Here is a 20,364-nt window from a genome sequence, read left to right as displayed (position 1 = left end):
GATTAAGCAATCTTGGCATGAAAAATAAAATATTATCTACCGTAACTTACTTAATTACGGGAGGGCTTTTACTAATGGTATCTTCCTGTAATGAATCCAAATATCTGGATACCATTCCTCCTACTCAGGTAAACGCTAACGATATCTTTGACACCCCGAGTCGTATACTTGGGCTAGTCAACGGAACCTATAAATCTTTGAAGGATGCCAACTACTTCGGTGGACGTTTTCAGCTCTATCTGGATGTCCGTGGAGAGGATTTTATTAATACTACGGGTAACAGTTTTACGGGTTACGATAGCTGGGCAAACCGCTATAACTCGGGCTCAAATGATATTAATAACCTGTGGACGGCAGCCTATGCTACCATTAACCAGGCTAACATCATCATTGATGGTATTCCTAAAAATCCAGGGATTGTTTCAGATGAGTTAGGGAATCAATACATCGCTGAAGCTAAGTTTTTACGGGCCTTATCTTATTATAGCATTGTAACGGTATTTGGCCAGCCTTACAATAAAAATAATGGAACGTCGCCGGGAGTACCCTTACGGTTACAGCCTGAAACGACAATGGAGAATAACGATTTAGCCCGCAGTACGGTAGCGGAAGTGTATGCCCAGGTCTTAAAAGATTTGAATGATGCCGAAGCAGGTTTACCGACAGATTACACCGGCTCAACGGCTCTAACCCTAAAAGTTACCAGAGCTCACCGAAATACAGCCATAGCACTGAAAACACGGGTGTATTTAAATATGGGGAATTACGCAAAAGTGGTAGAAGAAGCTAAGAAAATTGTGCCTCAAACAGTAGCTCCTTTCTCCGCTACTACTGGAGTGAAGCATGCTTTACAGTCTAATATTGTTTCTGTGATTACTACAGATTATACAACTACTGAATCCATCCTTTCAGCTCCCTTTAGCACACTTGATATGTATAGTGGTCAGTCGGCTATTGGATATATCTATAATAACGTAGCTGAGTACTATCTGAACCCAACGGGGATTTTAGGTTCTTCTCAGTGGCCTACTACCGATGCCAGAAGAGGCTTTCTGAGAACGAGTGGCTCTACTAATTATCTTTCTAAATTTGGCCGTACTGCCCCTTACCTAATTTACATGCCTTTGATTCGTTATTCCGAGGTACTGCTAAATTACGCTGAAGCAGCAGCAGAAACGGGAGATTTAACCTTGGCCACGAATTTACTTAAAGCTGTCCATGCTCGTTCAGATGCTTCCTACACCTTTCCGGCCTCTGCAACAGTTACGAAAGACGCTCTAATCAGTTCAATTCTTGTGGAAAGAAGAATTGAACTGTTGGGAGAAGGCTTCCGCTCCAATGATTTGCTACGTAGATTGCAAACTATTCCAGCAAAAACAGGCCCTACTGTAAGTGCTAATGCAGTATCTCCGGCTGCTGAGAACTATATCTGGCCAATCTCTAACAGTGAAATTGTAAATAATAGGCTTATTAATCAGTAGAAATCAGGATTACTTAAAACGGCCTGCTTCCTGTTTACATGGGGGCAGGCTGTTTTTGTGGATATATCAAACGATTGTTAAGGGATTTTATATAATCAAAAAGCTTAATATGTTCAAAACTTTTTACTACGAAAAATCTTATTATTGCTTTCTGATGACCTTATAAGTCATGTATTTTATGATGTGTTGATTTCTCTATGCTTATACTTCGCTTACAGACTCACAGTCAATGAAGAAGAGGATGGTTATTATGTAGTATAGAATATTTACGTTTAATGAGTTAGCTTAAGAATAGGAGGTAGATTACCTATTTTAACTATACTCGTATTAATCTATATAACCCCTATAACCGTACCGTATCAATAGCCGCTAAACCTAATGGGCTTTCTCTGATAAGACTCTTGTGTTAATTTATTGATAGAATTGAACTAATTTATTGATAGAATTGAACGTTTATATGAGACTAGTCCATATATAATAACTTCAATTTTTTAAAATAAACTAGGTTTTGTATTTGAAAAATTGAATTTTAGAAATTATAATTTTTTTACTAATTTTTTTATGTAATTACATAGCATCTATTAGGTAAGTATTTATAAAATTTATATTTTTTATGAATATTCTTTTTTTAAAAGAATATTGTTTATAATTGTAAAACCTATATCGCCTATCCTGAAATTCCTATGAATAAACTACTTGATTCTTGCTTTCTGTTCCGATTTAGCCCTCTCAATATTTTAGTTAGCTAGTATTGTTAAGATGCGGTAACGCTCTAATAGTAGTAGTTGTCTAATTATTTTATCATTTGATTTTATATTCCACCGTCCATGGATTTTAAAACCTATTGGCGTATATTTATATACGTTGTATTTCTGTTGTGTTCAGCCTACTTCAATACTTTTGCACAGAGCTCCAATCGTAATTATGTTATTACTAGGACTTACAAAAAAGAGACGACAAACTCTGGTGGTAGTGGGCGTATTCAAGATGCAACCCAACAAGTTCAATACATAGATGGGTTAGGTAGACCATTACAAAGTGTTTTGGTTCATCAAAGTCCCCAGATAAATGAAGGCACTCCTTATGATTTAATCTCCCATACAGAATATGATTCATTTGGTAGACCTCTTAAAAATTATTTACCCTATCCCTCTTTAGGTAATGGAGCTTACCAGTCAGGAGCTTCTTCGACAGCCAATAACTATTACAACAGTAGTGCCTTTTGTAATAACAATGAAAGAGGATATAGTCAGACAGAATATGAGTTATCACCCTTAAATCGGGTTAAAAAGCAGTACGCAGGAGGAAGTAATAAGGCAGTTGAGTTCTATTATGGAGTAAATGATGGAAATGAGGTTAAGCAGTATGATGTAAATAATGGTAATCTTATAGGTCATGATAGTTATTATATAGGTGGAACCCTTACCTACAAGGAAGTAAAAGATGAAAATGGAAACCGTAGCCGAGAATATACCAACAAAGCCGGACAAACTATTTTAAAGCGGGCTTACAACGGATCTGAGCAGTTAGATACTTATTATGTTTATAATGATCTCGGTCAGCTCTGTTTTGTTTTGCAGCCTAAGTATCAAGATGAAGCCAATCAAACCAAATATGCGTTTAAGTATACGTATAATGATCGAGGATTAGTATCAACTAAATATGTTCCTGGAGCAGGAACCATTTCCATGAATTACAATGGAAAGGACCTTTTAGTCGAAAGTGTGGATGGACGAGGGAAAACCTCCTATATTAAATACGATGACTTAAACCGTATTATAGAGACTGGGGATAAGTCAAGCGGAAGTGAGCAGGCACTTGTTCGCACGCATTATGATAATTACTCTCCTCCTTTTGATGCGAACCCTGCTGGTAGAACTACGCTAGATTTTTCTAGTTTAGGAAATGGCTTTGCTTCTTCTTATCAGAGTAGCGTAAAAGGGCAAGTGACCATTACTACCAGCCGAATTATTAATACTGATGGAAGTTATGGAGATTGGTTATACGCGAAAACGTATTATAATGAGCGTTATATTCCTTTACAAACCATATCTGAAAAATACGATCTTGGATCAAGTTCAAGAGAACGGGTAACTAGTCAGGTTCGTTTTGACGGCAGGGTGGAAAAGCAACAAACTACTCAGGCGACCGGAACAGGCATACAGCAGATTGAAAAATATTTCACTTACGATCACGCCGATCGGCTGCTGAGTACACGACTGGTAATCAAGAAAGAGGGTACTACTAAAAAGGATGTATTCCTTTCTGCTCAGCGGTATGATGGTATTGGACAAGCTAAAGCTAAATATCTTCATTCCGTAGACGGAGGAAGTAGCTTCAAAGAACGTCTAGATTATTGCTTTACACCTCGAAGCTGGCTCAAGAAGGTGACGGGGCAAAATAGTACAGGTGTAAATTTTGGGTTTGAATTAAAGTATAATGATCCGGCCAACGGCAATGCTCAGTATAATGGAAACATTGCCGAGATGCTCTGGCGACAGGGCAACGGTAATTGGGTGGGTTACAAGTTCACTTATGATGGCGTTAACCGCCTGCTCAGTAGCGAAGGTATCAACAACTATAATTACCGGGAAAGTATCGTTGCGGTAGGACAAGATCCTCCCTATGATAAAAATGGCAACATTAGAGGTTTGCAGCGAATTGGCAATGGCGGAAACTGGGATAATCTTAGCTACAGCTATAATGGCAATCGCTTGATGAGGGTAGAAGATAGTTGGAGCACGGATGGCTTTGTCAATGGCAATAATAGCACGGATGATTATGCTTATGATGGCAATGGCAATGCCACGAAAGACCTCAACAAGGGAGTCAATAATATTGAATACAATATTCTAAATTTGGTTCGTCAGGTTAGTGTTAATAACAAAAGTTTACAGTATGTATATGATGGATCGGGGACTAAACTTCGACTCAACAATGGTACCTCAAATACTAAATACGCCGGAGCTTTTGAATATAATGAAAGTAATTATCTGACCCGGATTGCTACGGAAGAAGGACAGATTAACGTTAGCGGCAATGGGAATACCTATGAGGTGCAGTATTACCTCAAGGATCATCTAGGTAATGTGCGGATGGTAATGAACGAAGGAGGAACGATAATTCAGGAAACCGAGTATTTTGCCTTTGGCTTATCGATTGCTAAGACTGTGGGTCCTAATAAATATCTCTACAATGAAAAAGAAAAAACAGCCCGAAACTAACTATCTGGATTATGGAGTTCGGCAGTATGACCCGGCCCTAGGACGTTGGTTTAATATCGATCCTTTAAGTGAAAAGATGAGACGATGGTCACCATTTAATTATGCCTTTGATAATCCTTTAAGGTTTATTGACCCAGATGGAATGGTTCCAGTATGGCATGAAGATGGTAATGGTAATCTGGCTGAAGATGCGGGAGATAATGCAGCAACGTTACGAAAGCATTTGAATGATAATTATAAAGATGCGGATGTAAGTAAATCTGCAGCTGAAACTTTATATGCAACTAAAAAGGATGGGAAAGTTAATATAAATCAATTAAATCCTGAAACATTAAATCAAAACCCATTTGGCTATAACTATCCAGGGCCTTGGAATCCAAGAAAATACAATGGTGAATCAGATTATTCAGTGCCTCCTACAGAAATTGAAAAACCTGCATATGTTCATGATAAAGATTATGATGAATTAAAAGCAGTAGGAGCTAAGGGTCTTTTTTTAGACGCAAAAACTGCAAGTGCTGATAGGAAATTCGTAGAAAGTATGGATAAGCTAGTGAAAAAATATCAGGAATCAGGAGAAAGAAATATGATGCTAAAAGCAGTATTTTTAAGGGAATTTATTAATGTGGCTGCACAGCCTAAGCAAATGATACCGACTATAAAAAACGTTATAAAACAAGCCATCACTCCACCCAACTTACTTACTCCTCCAACCTTTTGAAGCTATGGGAAATAAAAAAAAGTTACTAATTACTTTTTTAATAAGTTTATTTTACGTGGCGTTGGGAACATTAAGCGTTATGGTTATTTTTCCGAAATATAAATTTATGGGGTTTGATTATAATCATCCTTTATGGATACCTCTAGTAATAATTACTCTTCCAGTAAATATACTCTTATTTGGGCTAGTTATGGTTGAAAAATCTTTATTATTAATTGGGATACTACAAACATTAGTGTTGGTTGTTTTTTGGATGGCGATATACTATTTATTTAAAAAAAAATAATACTATTAAAATAGTAGTAGTTAACATATTCATATAATTTAATATGAATATAACTGTATTATATATAAGTTTTATTTTTTTCGCTTTAAATGCTCTTTTTTTGTAATAAAATTATTAACATGGGGAAATATATTTTTGTTGTAATACTAAGTTTAATCAATTACTTAGGTTTTTTTCGACTTAATGAGAATGTGTTTAAAGAATTAAGTTCAACTCATGTGCTTAAATCTTTGAACGGAAAACCAGGGGTTAGCGTCAAAGCGATTAGTTCAGATGCTTTGGGCAACTATTCACCTTGCGTATTATCGGGAGAGAAAGTCCGCCTTATTATTGGAGATGCGTCTAGGCAGGCAAGTAGTGCTTCTACCCGTTTTGTAAAAAGTCCCCAGTCAAATGTGAACTTTAATGTAGGCGATCCCGAGCACTACGTACCCGATTCAGCCTATATCGCTTCTCCCATTTACATTCAGGGTAGCGGCAATACCACCGCTTCTGCTCTGGTAGCTCAGCCCTTAGCAGGTGGCTCTCCCATTTCTTTAGCTACGGCTGCTCAGGTCGGATCGCTTTGGGGGGTAGCATTTGAGGCCAGCTCCCAGCAGCTCTATTCATCGGCCTTTGCCAAACGCCACGTGGGCTATGGTCCGCTGGGGCCCGGTGGCATTTACCGAACCGATTGGAAAACCAGGAAAACTGTTCCCTTTATTGATTTAGCGAGTCTAGGCATTCCCGTCGGCAATGATCATCACGACAGCTTGACGGCTGATCTACTAGCCAAGAGTCTGGATGCCGGCTTGATGGCCGATGTCGGCACAATGAGCATAGGGGGAATCGAAGTTTTTGAAGGCAAGCTCTACGTAATGAATCTGTCCAATCAGACGCTGTACGCCATCACGTTGCCAAAAGATGTGAGCCAAGCCCCTACGGCTTCGGACGTAACGGCTTATCCCGTTCCTAATTCCGGCTGCACGGGAGGCATCGCCCGCCCCTTTGCCGTTAAGGCTCATCAGGGGAAGATTTACGTGGGCGTGGTCTGCGATGCTTCTACTTCTCAGCTTACTTCTAATCTTAAAGCCTTCGTCTATGCTCTGGACATTGGGAAAAGCTCTTTTAAAGAGGTATTGAATCTACCGCTGGATTACCAGCGGGGCGAAGCTGTAAAAGGTTTAAACGTAAAAACATGGTATGGCTGGGCTGATGACTTTTCTAAGGCTTTGCATACGTCACTTCCTTCTACCGCTGCTCGTCCCCAACCCATTTTATCAAGTCTGGCTTTTGACCAGGAAGGCAATCTCATTCTAGGGTTCATGGACCGCTTTGGTCACCAGTCGGGAACAGGTCAACCTGATCCCAAAGGACTTTCTAGCTATTCAGCGGTAGCAGCGGGTGATGTATTAAAAGTATACGCTAAAAATCCTGAAAAGAGTAAAGTAAACTATCAGCTTGAAGCCAATGCCCGGGCCGGCCAATGGCAAAGTGAGGGAATAGCCAACGCTCAAGGACCCAAAGGAGGCGAATTCTATTTTGAAGATGGCTTTAAGGGCTTGGGCGATGAAGCCCTACACGAAGAAACGGGAGCCGGAGCCGTGCTTACTCTGGCCAACACTGATGAAGTACTTATGACTGCTCACGAGCCGGCTCAACAGTTTAATACCAGTGGCATTAAAGCTCTTTCCAACCGGGAAGGGAAAGCTACCCGGGGTTGGGATTTATATAGCAATGGGGAGCTAGGTACGTTTGGTAAAGCCAATGGTGTGGGGGGATTAGCCTTGGTGGGGGAAGCGGCTCCCATTACGGTGGGGGATCGCTTGTGGATTGATGCCAATGGTGATGGTGTTCAGGATGTCAATGAAATGCCTCTAGCTAATGTTGAGGTAGAACTGTACCGCGAAGGGCAGAAGGTAAGCAGCACGAGATCAGATGCTGAAGGGCTGTATTCTTTCACGGGATTGAAAGCTCAGACGGCTTATGAAATACGGGTGGCTTTAGCTCAGCAATCACTCAAGCTCAGCAAAACCAAAGCTACGAGCCAGGAAGAATTAGATAACGATGGCGTGGAAGAAAATGGATACGCCGTTATCAGGCTAGAGACCAAAGGCGTAGGAGAAAGTAGTTTCCATTATGATCTAGGCTTTCTGTGTACGAGCAAACCTAGTTTTACCAGCCGCTGGGTAGCGGATAAGAAAAGTGGAGAGAGTCACCTATTGCTTTCTTCTTTTGAAAGTACTCATCGCTACGAGTGGAGTGAAGGAGAGGAGTTTACGGGAAGTGGGGATGTAGAACAAGCAAAGCTGGTACCGGAGAATGGCCTCATTTTTACCAATCACGGAGCCACAGCTAACAAAGCCTATGTACTACGGGTGATGGATGAAAAGGGCTGTTATCAACAGCAGGCTTTTATGACTCCTGCCATTGGATCATATGAGCCTATTAAATCCGATCAGGATTTTGTGGTATATCCCAATCCTGTTGTTGATCAAGTCAATGTTCGCTTGAAGGCCCGAAGTGAGAAAGCTAAGTTAACGGTCATGTCACTGCAGGGGCAAGTTTTGTTGCAAACAGAAATTCAAAGTAAGAATGACAGTTATTACGTTTCAATAAAACCACAACATTTACCGAAAGGTATGTACTTACTAAGCATCCAGGAAAAAGAAGTTATTCGTACGAGCAGCTTTACTAAAGAATAACTCACGCCTTTTATTATTACCAATACCTAAGTATCTAAATGAAATATATATACCTTTTCATCGGTTTTTTTACCATAGCATTGAGCAATGGACTTGCTCAAACGGATGGAGATTCTAATCAGTCGCTTGCAGATCGTGCTTCTAGAGTTGTGCCTCCTTCTCCAACGGCTTCATCATTGGGAAGATTCATTGATGTACCGGTATCGTACTATAGTGGACAGACACAGATTTCTATCCCAATTGCTGAAGTGCAAGAGCGAGAATTAAAGATTCCAATTAGCTTAAATTATCATTCAGGAGGCCTGAAAGTAGATGATTTACCTGGATTAGTTGGAGTTAGCTGGGCCCTAGAGACTGGTGGAATAATTACACGTACGATGAGAGGCAAGCCAGATGATCAGGGTAATGGTTTCTTACGCTGCTTTCAAGAAGTTCAAAGTATTGCTTTTAAACAGGTAGATTTAAACAACGGAGGATATGGTAAACTAACAACTTATGCTGATGGTTCTTTAGATTCTCAGCCTGACGTGTTCTTTTATTCTATTCCGGGGTACTCTGGAAAAATGTATTTAAAACCTGGGGGAGGAGTCGTACTTACGCCGCACAGAGATATCAAAGTAACTCCAATATTACATTCGCCTTCTAACTCTGTTCAGGGTTTCACAATCACTACCCCCGATGGTACGCTATATACATTTAACGTGACAGAAATTACATCCTCGGTTGATTTTCCTAATGGCGGCGATTCTCAAGGATATATTTCTAGCTGGTATTTAAGTTCTATACGATCGAAAAATGGCTATACAATATCTTATGAATATTATCCTGATCAATTAGTTAAGTACAATACTAAACTTAATCATTCTAGAAAGGACCCATTACCGTATCAATCCTGTTCTATGAATGGTCCTGAGATTAGTGTATTTTTTTCAGTCGTACAAATCCAAAATGCTAAAAAATTAAAAAAAATAAGTTCATCTAATGGGTATGTAGAATTCTTCATATCTCCCTATGAATACACGGTAAATGATATGGGATATACAAATACCTATAAGGAGTCTAAATTAGATAAGATAGAAGTAAGAGATGCCTCATCAAATTTGATTAAAAAGTATAATTTAACATATACTGGTCCAAATGATAGATTAAAGTTGGAGAGTCTTTCAGAAGTAAACAGTAGTGATTGTGCCTTACCTGCACACATTTTTAATTACTATGGAGGAGAGCCTGGGCTGTATTCGCATTCTCAAGATTATTGGGGTTATAATAATGGGAAGTCTTCTACTTATTTATATCCAAAATTAAATTATGGGGGTTTGATTTATGAGGGGGCTGATCGAAGCCCAGACCCTACCGGCGTTCTTTCTCAGGCAGGTTCTTTAGAGTCTATATCTTATCCTACGGGTGGTAAAACCACTTTCATATATGAAGCACATCGAGTAAAAAATGATGACGGTTCAGATCGGCCTATAGGAGGTATAAGAATTAAGCGAGTTATTCATACTGATCCTGTTGCTAATAATTCCTTCCAGAAAGATTATCAATATGATGAGGCATTTTTAATGAATGAACCTAGCTTAGATTATTATCCTACGACAAGAGGAAGTGAGACTTGTAATTACATGGTAAGAACTTCTAAAAATCAATCTTTGAGGGGCGATGGACAGCACATTATTTATCCTCATGTAACGGAGTTTAATAATTCTATCAATCAAAATGGAAAAACGGAATATATTTTTTCTGAGGGTATTAACATAGGAACTTATACATACCCTTTCCCGCCTCCAACTGATAATAGTTGGCAAGGAGGGTTATTATTAGAAAAAAAGATTAGCTCTGGAACTGGTAAGCTTTTATTGCGTGAAGTAAATACCTATCAAATTGACATTAATAACTCCTATAGCTATAATGGATTTGCAATAGGTAAAATGTGGGAATATGCAGGAAACTATAATATAACAGGTGATTATAATTATGACTATGCAGGACTCTTTAATGTACAAGGATTTTCTATTGATTCACGCTGGCAATATCTGTCTAAAAAAGAAACTTATCAATATGATGAAAATGACTCTAATAAGTTTGTTAAAACAACTGATAATTTCTACTATGAAAACCCAATAAATATCCAATTAACTAGGAAAAATTCAATAGACAGTCGTAATAAAAATGTAGAAATATCTTACAAATATCCTCATGATTTTTCAAATCAATTTCCCTATAATGAAATGTTAGCTGCCTATATAATTAACCCCATTATTGAGCAACAAGAAAAGGTGGGTGGTGCAAATACCCATTTTAAAAGAACAGAATACGGAAAAATTAATAACCTGTATTTACCTACCCAGGTAATTACTAAATTAGGATCGGGTAACCCATACGTAGAATCTACTATCGAAGATTATGATGGAAGGGGTAATCCTTTACAAGTTAGGGAGCGTAATGGAATTATAACTCGATACAATTGGTATACTTCTGCGGGGAAGAAGGATTTGTTAGAAAGTAAAAACACGGGTTATGGGTCTACCATATCTCATGCTAGTAGTTATGATTATAAAGCGTTAGTAGGGCTTACTAGAGAAACTGATCCTAATGGACGAAGTATCTTTTATAACTATGATAGTTTCAATCGTTTGCTAGAGGTAAGAGAAGGAAGTTCATCGGGTAATTTGTTGAAAAGTTATGCTTATAAATATGGTTCTTCAAGTAATGGGTGTACAACTTCAGGAGTTCTAATTAATGTAAATCCTACTATTAGCCCAATTACAGATCCTACCTTGACAGGAGGAACGGGAACGTGTAACTACACGAACAATCAGCTCTTGGGTCATGCCAATGGGGTCAATGCTGGTCAGGCTCTGTATGTGAAAGTGGTGGGTAACTGCAAGTACGTGACCCATACACCAGGCGGTGAGGCTTATCCACTGGACTGGTTATATATGCTTCGCAATAACAATGGCTGGGCTTCGGGGGTGACACCTTTGACATCGGATGAGATTCCGGTCTGTTTCAAGCAGCCGGGTGAAAGCTGTCCTGGGGGGTGTAGTACTCCGGCGGCCCCGAATGTGAGTGCGAGTGCGACGAGCATCAACTCAGGGCAGTCGTCCACGTTGACGGCGAGTAATTGTTCGGGGACGGTAACCTGGAGCAGTGGACAAAGTGGGAGTAGCATTCAGGTGAGTCCTACGGCAACGACTACGTATACAGCGACCTGTACGGTGGGCAGTTGTAGCAGCCCGGCTTCGAGTGGGGTGACCGTTACGGTGGGCAATCGGTTACAGGTAGCGATTAGTGGCATTACGGGTCAGGCTAGTACCAAGAAGCGGGTAACGATATCGAATCCTTACTCGGGCAATCGGACGTATCTGTGGTACATCTACCGTGATTCGGATATGCAGTACATCGGTTACGGCACGGACATCTCTAGCAGTACGGGCGTGTTTGATGTGGATCTGGCTTCGTATAATCTGGTTTCGGGAACGGTGTATCGCTTGTACGTAGGGGATACGGGAGATTCGGGTAACTCTCGGCATGGCTATAACACCTTCACTATTGGGAGCAGTGCCAGTAACTGCAATTTTACAGTGAGTACGCCTTCGACGGTTTCGGCGAGTTGTGGGGGAACGGTGAGTTTATCGGCAAGCTGCTCGGGTAATGATTGTTCGGGGGTGAGCTACAGCTGGAGTGGCCCCAATAACTTCACGGGCTCGGGCAGTTCGGTGAGTCTGACGGCCCCTGGCACAGCGGGCAGCTACACCTACACGGTAACGGCGAGTAAGAGTGGGTGTACTACTCAGCAGAAGCAGGTGACCTTGACGGTGAGCTGCGGAGCAACGGGAACGTGTAATTACACGAATAATCAGCTTTTGGGTCATGCCAATGGGGTCAATGCTGGTCAGGCTCTGTATGTGAAAGTGGTGGGCAACTGCAAGTACGTGACCCATACACCAGGCGGTGAGGCTTATCCACTGGACTGGCTGTACATGCTTCGCAATAACAATGGCTGGGCTTCGGGGGTGACACCTTTGACATCGGATGAGATTCCGGTCTGTTTCAAGCAGCCGAGTGAAGGCTGTTCATCAACGAGCAGTTGTGCCTTTACAGTGAGTACGCCTTCGACGGCTTCGGCGAGTTGTGGGGCAACGGTAAGCTTATCGGCAAGCTGTTCGGGCAATGATTGTTCGGGGGTGAGCTACAGCTGGAGTGGCCCCAATAACTTCACGGGCTCGGGCAGTTCGGTGAGTCTGACGGCCCCTGGCACAGCGGGCAGCTACACCTACACGGTAACGGCGAGTAAGAGTGGGTGTACTTCCCAGCAGAAGCAGGTAACCTTGACGGTGAGCTGCGGAGCAACGGGAACGTGTAATTACACGAACAATCAGCTCTTGGGCCATGCCAATGGGGTCAATGCTGGTCAGGCTCTGTATGTGAAAGTGGTGGGCAACTGCAAGTACGTGACCCATACACCAGGCGGTGAGGCTTATCCACTGGACTGGTTATATATGCTTCGCAATAACAATGGCTGGGCTTCGGGGGTGACACCTTTGACATCGGATGAGATTCCGGTCTGTTTCAAGCAGCCGGGTGAAAGCTGTCCTGGGGGGTGTAGTACTCCGGCGGCCCCGAATGTGAGTGCGAGTGCGACGAGCATCAACTCAGGGCAGTCGTCCACGTTGACGGCGAGTAATTGTTCGGGGACGGTGAGCTGGAGCAGTGGACAAAGTGGGAGTAGCATTCAGGTGAGTCCTACGGCAACGACTACGTATACAGCGACCTGTACGGTGGGCAGTTGTAGCAGCCCGGCTTCGAGTGGGGTGACCGTTACGGTGGGCAATCGGTTACAGGTAGCGATTAGTGGCATTACGGGTCAGGCTAGTACCAAGAAGCGGGTAACGATATCGAATCCTTACTCGGGCAATCGGACGTATCTGTGGTACATCTACCGTGATTCGGATATGCAGTACATCGGTTACGGCACGGACATCTCTAGCAGTACGGGCGTGTTTGATGTGGATCTGGCTTCGTATAATCTGGTTTCGGGAACGGTGTATCGCTTGTACGTAGGGGATACGGGAGATTCGGGTAACTCTCGGCATGGCTATAACACCTTCACTATTGGGAGCAGTGCCAGTAACTGTAATTTTAACATTGGAGCCACCGTTTCTGGAAATACAATTGTGAACTGTAATACTTTAGTTCAATTTCAAGCTACATGTGTAGGCAATGATTGTAGTGGGGTAAGTTATGCTTGGACAGGAAATGGTGCTAATGATACAGGAGCAACAGTCAACATTTTAAGTCCAGTTTCAAATGGTACTTATACTTATACGCTAACGGCTTCTAAATCTGGTTGCACCAGTAAAACAGAAACTATTAACATTACTACCCAATGTAATGGAAGTAACTAGCCAATAACTAGTAGATAATTACTAGGAAGGATAAAATCTGAGACTAATTGTTTTTAGATTTTATCCTTTTATTGTATAAAAATACCTGCTGGCCGATCTGTCTAAACTGAACAGCATCCACTACTGCAACTCCATCCGATTTTTCATTGGTAATTTTTATGTAGCTTTTATACTTGTTGATAGTTTGAATGTTCCCAACGGAATTCAAGCTCCAGAGAAAGTATAGGTATGAGTTATATTGTAGCGGTGGCCGCAGACTTACTTAGCAATAAACAACGAGCATAAGAACCCTATTTTTCTGAGTCCAATCGCTAATAATCTGAACGTCAAGGCTTTGTTTGTTATCTACGGTCACGCCAGTTAAGGGAATCTAATTTTTAGGTAATAATTTCTGAATATTCAGCATTTTAATGGCCTACGTTGCGTTTTTTTACCAAATGCCACACTAGCTTCAATAGTGGCAGACTCCTCCAAGACCAAAAAAACGAGTACAATATGAATCGAGCTATAGCCAATATGTGTAGCTGATAGGCATGTAAGGAAAAGTAGGTTCATGCATTGACTAGCTTTAAAAATTAGGGAGCGGTAACAAATGCAATAAAAGGGAGCAAATTCTCCCCCCTCTAGATTAACTTTATTTTGCCATTTATTCAGGGTCTTTCTATTAGGGGAATATTCAATATTCTAGTATAAATGAAATTATAAAATGCTATTTTATTAAAAAACCGATTTAACAGCTAATGAATTAGTTCACATATCTTCGTATTGTTCTTAGAAAAACTATCTACTAGTAACGATTGCCGCAACCATTTTTATAATGTCATCTATTGCTAATCAATTTCGCATATATCTTAAGCGTTTTGTGGAATTAACCGATCAGGAGTGGGATGCTTTTGAGAAAGACCTAACGATACGAACGTTACCTAAAAAACATTTTTTGATTAAGCAGGGACAAACGGCTAAAGAGATTTGCTTCCTCATCAGTGGTTCTGCCCGGCTTTATTACGAAAAAGACGGTGACGAAAAAACGACTTACTTCTTTTTTGAAAATAACCTGGTTGGCGACTACTTGGGTTGCTTAACAAGTCAGCCGAGTACGATCAATATTCAGGCCCTGGAAGATTGCGAGCTGATGTATTTTAAGTATGAAACCCTAACCAAGCTATATGAGCAATTCCCCGTCTATCAGATTTTCGGGCGTAAGCTGGCGGAGTATTTATTCATGGGGCTGGACATACGACTAGCCGAGTTACTAACCCTAACTCCAGAAGAACGTTATCTGAAATTCATCAACACGTCAATTAAACGTAAGATTCTCGAACGCATTCCTCAGCAGTATATCGCTTCTTACCTGGGGATAACTCCCGTTTCACTAAGTCGCATTCGCCGCCGGATTGCCACTTCCTGATTTATTAACTTATGTAAAGAATTTTACCCTGTTCTCCATCGGACCTTTGTAGCGAATCAAAAACCACAACAAATACTGGTATTATGAAAACGCTCATAAAGATTGAAGAAGCTGCTCAAGTTATTCTTTCCCTTGTCTTATTTGCCCAGTTACCGTTTGCCTGGTGGTTGTTTCCGGTTTTACTATTAGTTCCTGATGTAAGTATGGTGGGTTACGTCTTTAATAGTAAAACAGGAGCTTTTATTTATAATGTATTTCATCACAAAGCAGTAGCTATTTTGATCGGAGTCCTGGGTTTCTATCTTGGTAATGAATATGTATTATTGGCAGGTATTATCTTATTCGGTCATTCTTCGATGGATCGGATGTTTGGATATGGATTGAAGTTTGATACGGGTTTTGGATATACGCATTTGGGAGAGATTGGAGATTTGAAGAAGTAATCGTTATTATGGCTCCCAATTCTCAATCAATCAGCTCTGTTGATTGATTGGGGAATGTCAATTAATTCATTGAAGAAAATAATCTAGATAAAAAGCTTTTAGTCTTATATGATTTATTGCTAGTACGCTTAATAAGAAACTTACAATAAGTTGTTGAGTTACCAATATCTTCTTTACCATCTTGATTGATAATAAAGAACAAAGAATTATTGTTTTCATAACTTGAAAATCGAACGTAAGAGTTATCACTCCATTCCTTTGTGGTTTCCCCCTCAAAATAGTGAAAATGGTAAGTTCCGTCCTGAAAGGCTACTATTATTTTATCATTGTCGAAATTTTGCATAGTTACATAATCATATTCTTTTTCAGGAAACCAAATCCAGAATATCTTACCCCTAAACTTGCAAAATTTTATAAAATGCATTGTATTCTTTTACTAAATACATTTTATCATACTTTTTTTCAATCCATACTTTTCCGCCTTTAGAATTCACTAATTCAAATATTTCCGTCTTTACACATTCATAAAAATAGTGAACAGATATTCCTTCATCCTTCAAATGATGACGTTGCCAATAGTTACACACCCAGATACTTCGATTCAGAAGTGAATAATTTTGATTATCGATAATTATGTTTTCTCCGGGTTCTATAGGCTCAGTTGATTTATAGTTTACGTTATATACCTTGTTTTGATAGAAGGATTTTAATTTGTTGTTGACTACCATATGTACATGTTGACAGTACTTACAGTTTATAAAAGTAGAGGTAGATAAAATGCGATATATAGGTTGGTAGCAATTAAGACAATGAAAAAGCATAGATTATATGATTTTTCATTAAAGGTAATTTAGAATTTAAAGTCTACATTAAAATATTGATGAATGGTTATTTTGAAATTTAATAATAGTTAAAATTTATTTAACTTTAGTTAGCTATTCGGCAATAGCTAAGCAACTATGGAAAATTATTAAATAAATTCGTATTATTATATATCCCAAATCACATCATTAATGTTAATTACGCTTATGAAAAAAGGCTTTTATATTACCCTCGCTTCACTCACGTTATTATTGTCAGGATGCTCTGAAAATAATTATGAAAGCTCATTTAGGAATACTCTTCAGGAAAAAACATCAGAGCAGTATTTGAATCAGCTGAGAAATAGTATTGACGAATCGAAACTAGACCAGATGCTAGCGTTGAAAAGCCTTCCTGCTAAAAAGAGCTTCTATATAAATACCTTGAACTCGGGAGAACGCTATTATTTCTGGGTTCGGAAGTTTAATCACTATGCATCTCTTTCAGACGCTACTGCTGAACAAAAAGCCTTACTTAAAGAACTTGTGAGTCATCTAAAACCAGAATTCTTTTCTAATCCTGCACAGGGAAACCAATTTGCAGAAGGTTATATGGCCGAATGGAATAAAAAAGCACTGACTGCCTTTGATAAAGGCAATTTGGCAACCCTCACAAGTACGCTGGAATACACGCGTTAGCTTTTTAGATTTTCCCGCAGTTGCCCAACTCTGCCAGACAAAACAAGATACGGAAAACGAAAGTAATTCAATAAACAAAAAGCCCGCCGCAAAACTTTGCGGCGGGCTTTACTATTAATACCAGCTATGACTTATTCAGCCGTAGCATATTCTTCCAAAGGAGGACAGGCACAGATCAGGTTACGATCTCCGTAGGCTGAATCGATGCGGCTTACCGTAGGCCAGAATTTGCTGGCTTTTACGTAAGGCAGCGGGAATACCGCTTTTTCACGCGAGTAAGGACGATTCCAGGCATCTGAAAGAACCACAAACTGAGTGTGAGGAGCCATTTTCAAAACGTTAACCGTTTTATCCGCTTCGCCTTCTTCAATTTCTCTGATTTCGTTACGGATGGCAATCATGGCATCACAGAAACGATCCAGTTCTGCTTTTGACTCTGATTCGGTAGGCTCCACCATCAGCGTTCCGGCTACGGGGAACGAAAGGGTAGGAGCGTGGAAACCGTAATCCATTAAACGTTTAGCGATGTCTTCGGCTTCAATACCTACTGATTGCTTGAACGGACGACAGTCGAGAATCATCTCGTGAGCACAGCGGCCTTGCGAACCTACGTACAGCACGGGGAAGTGTGATTCCAGACGAGCCTTGATGTAGTTGGCGTTCAGAATGGCCGTTTCTGTCGCGTGCGTCAGACCTTCGCCGCCCATCATCGCGATGTAAGCGTAAGAAATCGTCAGGATGCTCGCTGAACCATACGGAGCTGCCGAAACGGCTGAGATAGCCTGTTCGCCACCCACGCCTTCTACCACAGCGTGACCGGGCAGGAAGGGAGCCAGGTGAGCCGCTACACCGATGGGACCCATACCAGGACCGCCACCACCGTGAGGAATACAGAACGTTTTATGCAGGTTCAGGTGGCAAACGTCTGCTCCAATCGTACCAGGAGAGGTAAGTCCTACCTGAGCGTTCATGTTCGCTCCATCCATATATACCTGACCACCGTGCTGGTGAATCAGATTACAAATTTCGATGATCGACTCTTCGAATACGCCGTGCGTCGAAGGGTAGGTAACCATCAGACAGGACAGGTTTTCACTGTACTGCTCGGCTTTGGCTTTCAAATCAGCCAGGTCGATGTTCCCATTCTCGTCGGTTTTGGTAACGACTACCTTCATACCCGCCATAACGGCTGAGGCAGGGTTGGTTCCATGAGCCGAAGCGGGAATCAGAGCGATGTTGCGATGGCTATTACCCTGAGCTTCGTGATACGCCCGAATCACCATCAGACCCGCGTATTCACCCTGGGCACCTGAGTTAGGTTGCAGAGACATGGCCGCAAAACCTGTGATTTCACAAAGCCAGTCGTTGAGGTTTTTAAATAACTGCTGGTAACCCGCCGCCTGAGCTTTAGGAGCAAAGGGGTGAAGTTTACCAAACTCAGGCCAGGTTACCGGAATCATTTCGGTTGTGGCGTTGAGCTTCATGGTACATGATCCCAGTGAGATCATGGAGTGTACCAGCGATAAGTCTTTATTTTCCAGCGATTTCAGATAACGCAACATTTCGTGCTCGGAATGGTGCGTATTGAAAACGGGGTTTGTTAAGTAAGCAGATTCCCGGGTAAGAACTTCGTTAAACTCCCAGGTTAAGGCTGATTCAATTTCCGACAGGTTAACACTTTTGCTTACCAGTGTCGAGAAGATGTTGATCAGTTCAACGGCATCCTGATAGGTTTTTACTTCGTCAAACGAAATACCAACCAGATTATCTCCGAAGTAACGCAGGTTGATTTCAGCGGCTTCTGTGGCAGCTTTCACCACGTTTTCATCCGAAACTTTTACCTGAATGGTGTCAAAGAAAGCTTCTGTTACTACTTCATAACCCAGTTCCTTAAGGGCCAGAGCCGTCAGTTGCGTTAAAGCATGCGTGCGGTGAGCAATTTTCTGCAAGCCTTCAGGGCCGTGGTATACGGCATAAGCCGCCGCCATTACCGAAAGAAGTACCTGAGCTGTACAAATATTAGAAGTGGCTTTCTCGCGGCGAATGTGCTGCTCACGAGTTTGCAGAGCCATGCGAAGGGCACGGTTTCCTTCCGCATCTACCGATACCCCGATGATACGACCGGGCATCTGGCGTTTGTAATCGTCTTTGGTAGCAAAGTAACCCGCGTGTGGTCCGCCGTAACCCATGGGTACGCCAAAACGCTGAGCAGAGCCTACTACTACGTCCGCACCCATTTCACCAGGAGCTTTCAGTAAAGTAAGAGCCAGTAGATCCGCCGCTACTACTACTTTGATATCTAAGTCGTGAGCAGAGGCAATCCAGTCACCGTAATCAAATACAGCTCCGTCGGTGGCGGGGTATTGTAATAAAGCACCGAAGATGCTTTCGTTGGTCAAATCAACCGTGCGGTGATCACCCACCATGATTTTCACCCCAATCGGAGTAGCCCTCGTATAAAGCAGGTCAATCGTTTGTGGGTGGCATCGATCTGAAACAAAGAACGTATCTGCTTTCGCCTTGGCTCCTTTTTTCAGGGCATGTAATAAATGCAGAGCTTCCGCAGCGGCTGTGGCTTCATCCAACAGAGAAGCATTGGCGATTTCCATGCCCGTTAATTCCAAAATCATGGTTTGGAAATTCAGCAGCATTTCCAGGCGTCCCTGCGAAATCTCGGCCTGATAAGGCGTATAGGCCGTGTACCAGGCGGGATTTTCCAGAATATTACGCAGAATTACATTCGGGGTATACGTATCGTAGTAACCCGTACCGATGTAGCTCTTGAAGACTTTATTTTGACTGGCAAGCTTCTTGAAATCGTCCAAAAATTGGAATTCCGTTTGAGCGGGAGGAAGATTCAAGGCATTAGCCCGGCGGATGGCCGAAGGTACTGTTTGGTTGATGAGTTCTTCAACCGAAGTTACGCCAATTTCAGCCAGCATAGCCTGACGATCGGCCTCATCTGCATTATTATGACGATTTTCGAAAAGTTCCTGGTAACGAAGAGCAACCTGCATGGAGCATTATTGTTGATGGAAACAAAGGACAAATATACACAGAAAAGACGGCCCTTGTGCAGAAGAAAGAACTAGGATTTTTACAAAATTCATAGTTAGGTAATAACCTGCTTAGACGATCGGATCACAAGGATTATCTTTGACTTTTTGCAAATCCGGTAGTCCATGAATTACCTTAGTTTTCTTCTAACCG

11 protein-coding genes are annotated in these 20,364 nt (G+C 41.4%); 9 read left to right on the top strand and 2 right to left on the bottom strand.

The window, feature by feature from the left end:
- The first annotated feature begins 17 nt into the window (after positions 1–17).
- From QE390_RS05270 to QE390_RS05245, 6 genes are all read left to right on the top strand, one after another.
- Positions 18–1,481, top strand: coding sequence for a RagB/SusD family nutrient uptake outer membrane protein (locus QE390_RS05270; RefSeq protein ID WP_307141358.1), 1,464 nt, complete (start codon positions 18–20; stop codon positions 1,479–1,481).
- 827 nt (positions 1,482–2,308) lie between these two features.
- On the top strand, positions 2,309–4,705 hold the full coding sequence (locus QE390_RS05265; protein WP_307141357.1) for a DUF6443 domain-containing protein: 2,397 nt from the start codon (positions 2,309–2,311) through the stop codon (positions 4,703–4,705).
- Positions 4,677–5,426 (top strand): RHS repeat domain-containing protein, encoded by a 750-nt coding sequence (locus QE390_RS05260; RefSeq protein ID WP_307141356.1) that lies wholly within the window; start codon positions 4,677–4,679, stop codon positions 5,424–5,426. The genes QE390_RS05265 and QE390_RS05260 overlap by 29 nt, the downstream gene beginning before the upstream one ends.
- Before the next feature lie 4 nt (positions 5,427–5,430).
- The gene (locus tag QE390_RS05255; protein WP_307141355.1) at positions 5,431–5,712 is read left to right on the top strand and encodes a hypothetical protein; all 282 of its coding nucleotides are present in this window, start codon (positions 5,431–5,433) and stop codon (positions 5,710–5,712) included.
- A gap of 230 nt (positions 5,713–5,942) precedes the next feature.
- Positions 5,943–8,396 carry an SdrD B-like domain-containing protein gene (locus tag QE390_RS05250; protein WP_307141354.1) on the top strand — a complete coding sequence of 818 codons (2,454 nt, stop codon included), beginning with the start codon at positions 5,943–5,945 and terminating at the stop codon, positions 8,394–8,396.
- Between the two features lie 2,228 nt (positions 8,397–10,624).
- Positions 10,625–13,804, top strand: a complete 3,180-nt coding sequence (locus QE390_RS05245) for a hypothetical protein (protein ID WP_307141353.1) — start codon at positions 10,625–10,627, stop codon at positions 13,802–13,804.
- Between the two features lie 399 nt (positions 13,805–14,203).
- Here the strand turns inward: QE390_RS05245 and QE390_RS24740 are convergent, their stop codons facing one another.
- A complete protein-coding gene (locus QE390_RS24740) occupies positions 14,204–14,458 on the bottom strand; it encodes a hypothetical protein (protein ID WP_373424556.1) in 255 nt (84 codons plus the stop codon).
- 163 nt (positions 14,459–14,621) lie between these two features.
- Between QE390_RS24740 and QE390_RS05240 the strand changes: the two genes are divergently transcribed.
- The 3 genes from QE390_RS05240 to QE390_RS05230 all read left to right on the top strand — a co-directional run bounded on the left by QE390_RS05240 (position 14,622) and on the right by QE390_RS05230 (position 17,154).
- Positions 14,622–15,212: a Crp/Fnr family transcriptional regulator gene (locus QE390_RS05240; protein WP_307141352.1), complete on the top strand. Its 591-nt coding sequence runs from the start codon at positions 14,622–14,624 to the stop codon at positions 15,210–15,212.
- Between the two features lie 83 nt (positions 15,213–15,295).
- Positions 15,296–15,655: a DUF4260 domain-containing protein gene (locus QE390_RS05235; RefSeq protein ID WP_307141351.1), complete on the top strand. Its 360-nt coding sequence runs from the start codon at positions 15,296–15,298 to the stop codon at positions 15,653–15,655.
- Positions 15,656–16,668: 1,013 nt separating this feature from the next.
- Positions 16,669–17,154 (top strand): bacteriocin fulvocin C-related protein, encoded by a 486-nt coding sequence (locus QE390_RS05230; protein WP_307141350.1) that lies wholly within the window; start codon positions 16,669–16,671, stop codon positions 17,152–17,154.
- A 131-nt stretch (positions 17,155–17,285) separates the two neighbouring features.
- Here the strand turns inward: QE390_RS05230 and gcvP are convergent, their stop codons facing one another.
- Positions 17,286–20,171, bottom strand: coding sequence for an aminomethyl-transferring glycine dehydrogenase (gcvP, locus tag QE390_RS05225; RefSeq protein ID WP_307141349.1), 2,886 nt, complete (start codon positions 20,169–20,171; stop codon positions 17,286–17,288).
- Positions 20,172–20,364 lie beyond the last annotated feature (193 nt).

It is taken from the genome of Siphonobacter sp. SORGH_AS_1065 (assembly GCF_030818595.1).
Lineage (GTDB): Bacteria > Bacteroidota > Bacteroidia > Cytophagales > Spirosomataceae > Siphonobacter.
The sequence above is the reverse complement of the archived record's forward strand: the minus strand, read 5'-3'. Positions and strand labels throughout refer to the sequence as shown.

Coding starts and splice junctions, on each gene's coding strand:
- QE390_RS05270 (WP_307141358.1), top strand. CDS start 18: ATGAAAAATAAAATATTATCTACCGTAACTTACTTAATTACGGGAGGG.
- QE390_RS05265 (WP_307141357.1), top strand. CDS start 2,309: ATGGATTTTAAAACCTATTGGCGTATATTTATATACGTTGTATTTCTG.
- QE390_RS05260 (WP_307141356.1), top strand. CDS start 4,677: ATGAAAAAGAAAAAACAGCCCGAAACTAACTATCTGGATTATGGAGTT.
- QE390_RS05255 (WP_307141355.1), top strand. CDS start 5,431: ATGGGAAATAAAAAAAAGTTACTAATTACTTTTTTAATAAGTTTATTT.
- QE390_RS05245 (WP_307141353.1), top strand. CDS start 10,625: ATGTTAGCTGCCTATATAATTAACCCCATTATTGAGCAACAAGAAAAG.
- QE390_RS05240 (WP_307141352.1), top strand. CDS start 14,622: ATGTCATCTATTGCTAATCAATTTCGCATATATCTTAAGCGTTTTGTG.
- QE390_RS05235 (WP_307141351.1), top strand. CDS start 15,296: ATGAAAACGCTCATAAAGATTGAAGAAGCTGCTCAAGTTATTCTTTCC.
- QE390_RS05230 (WP_307141350.1), top strand. CDS start 16,669: ATGTTAATTACGCTTATGAAAAAAGGCTTTTATATTACCCTCGCTTCA.
- gcvP (WP_307141349.1), bottom strand. CDS start 20,171: ATGCAGGTTGCTCTTCGTTACCAGGAACTTTTCGAAAATCGTCATAAT.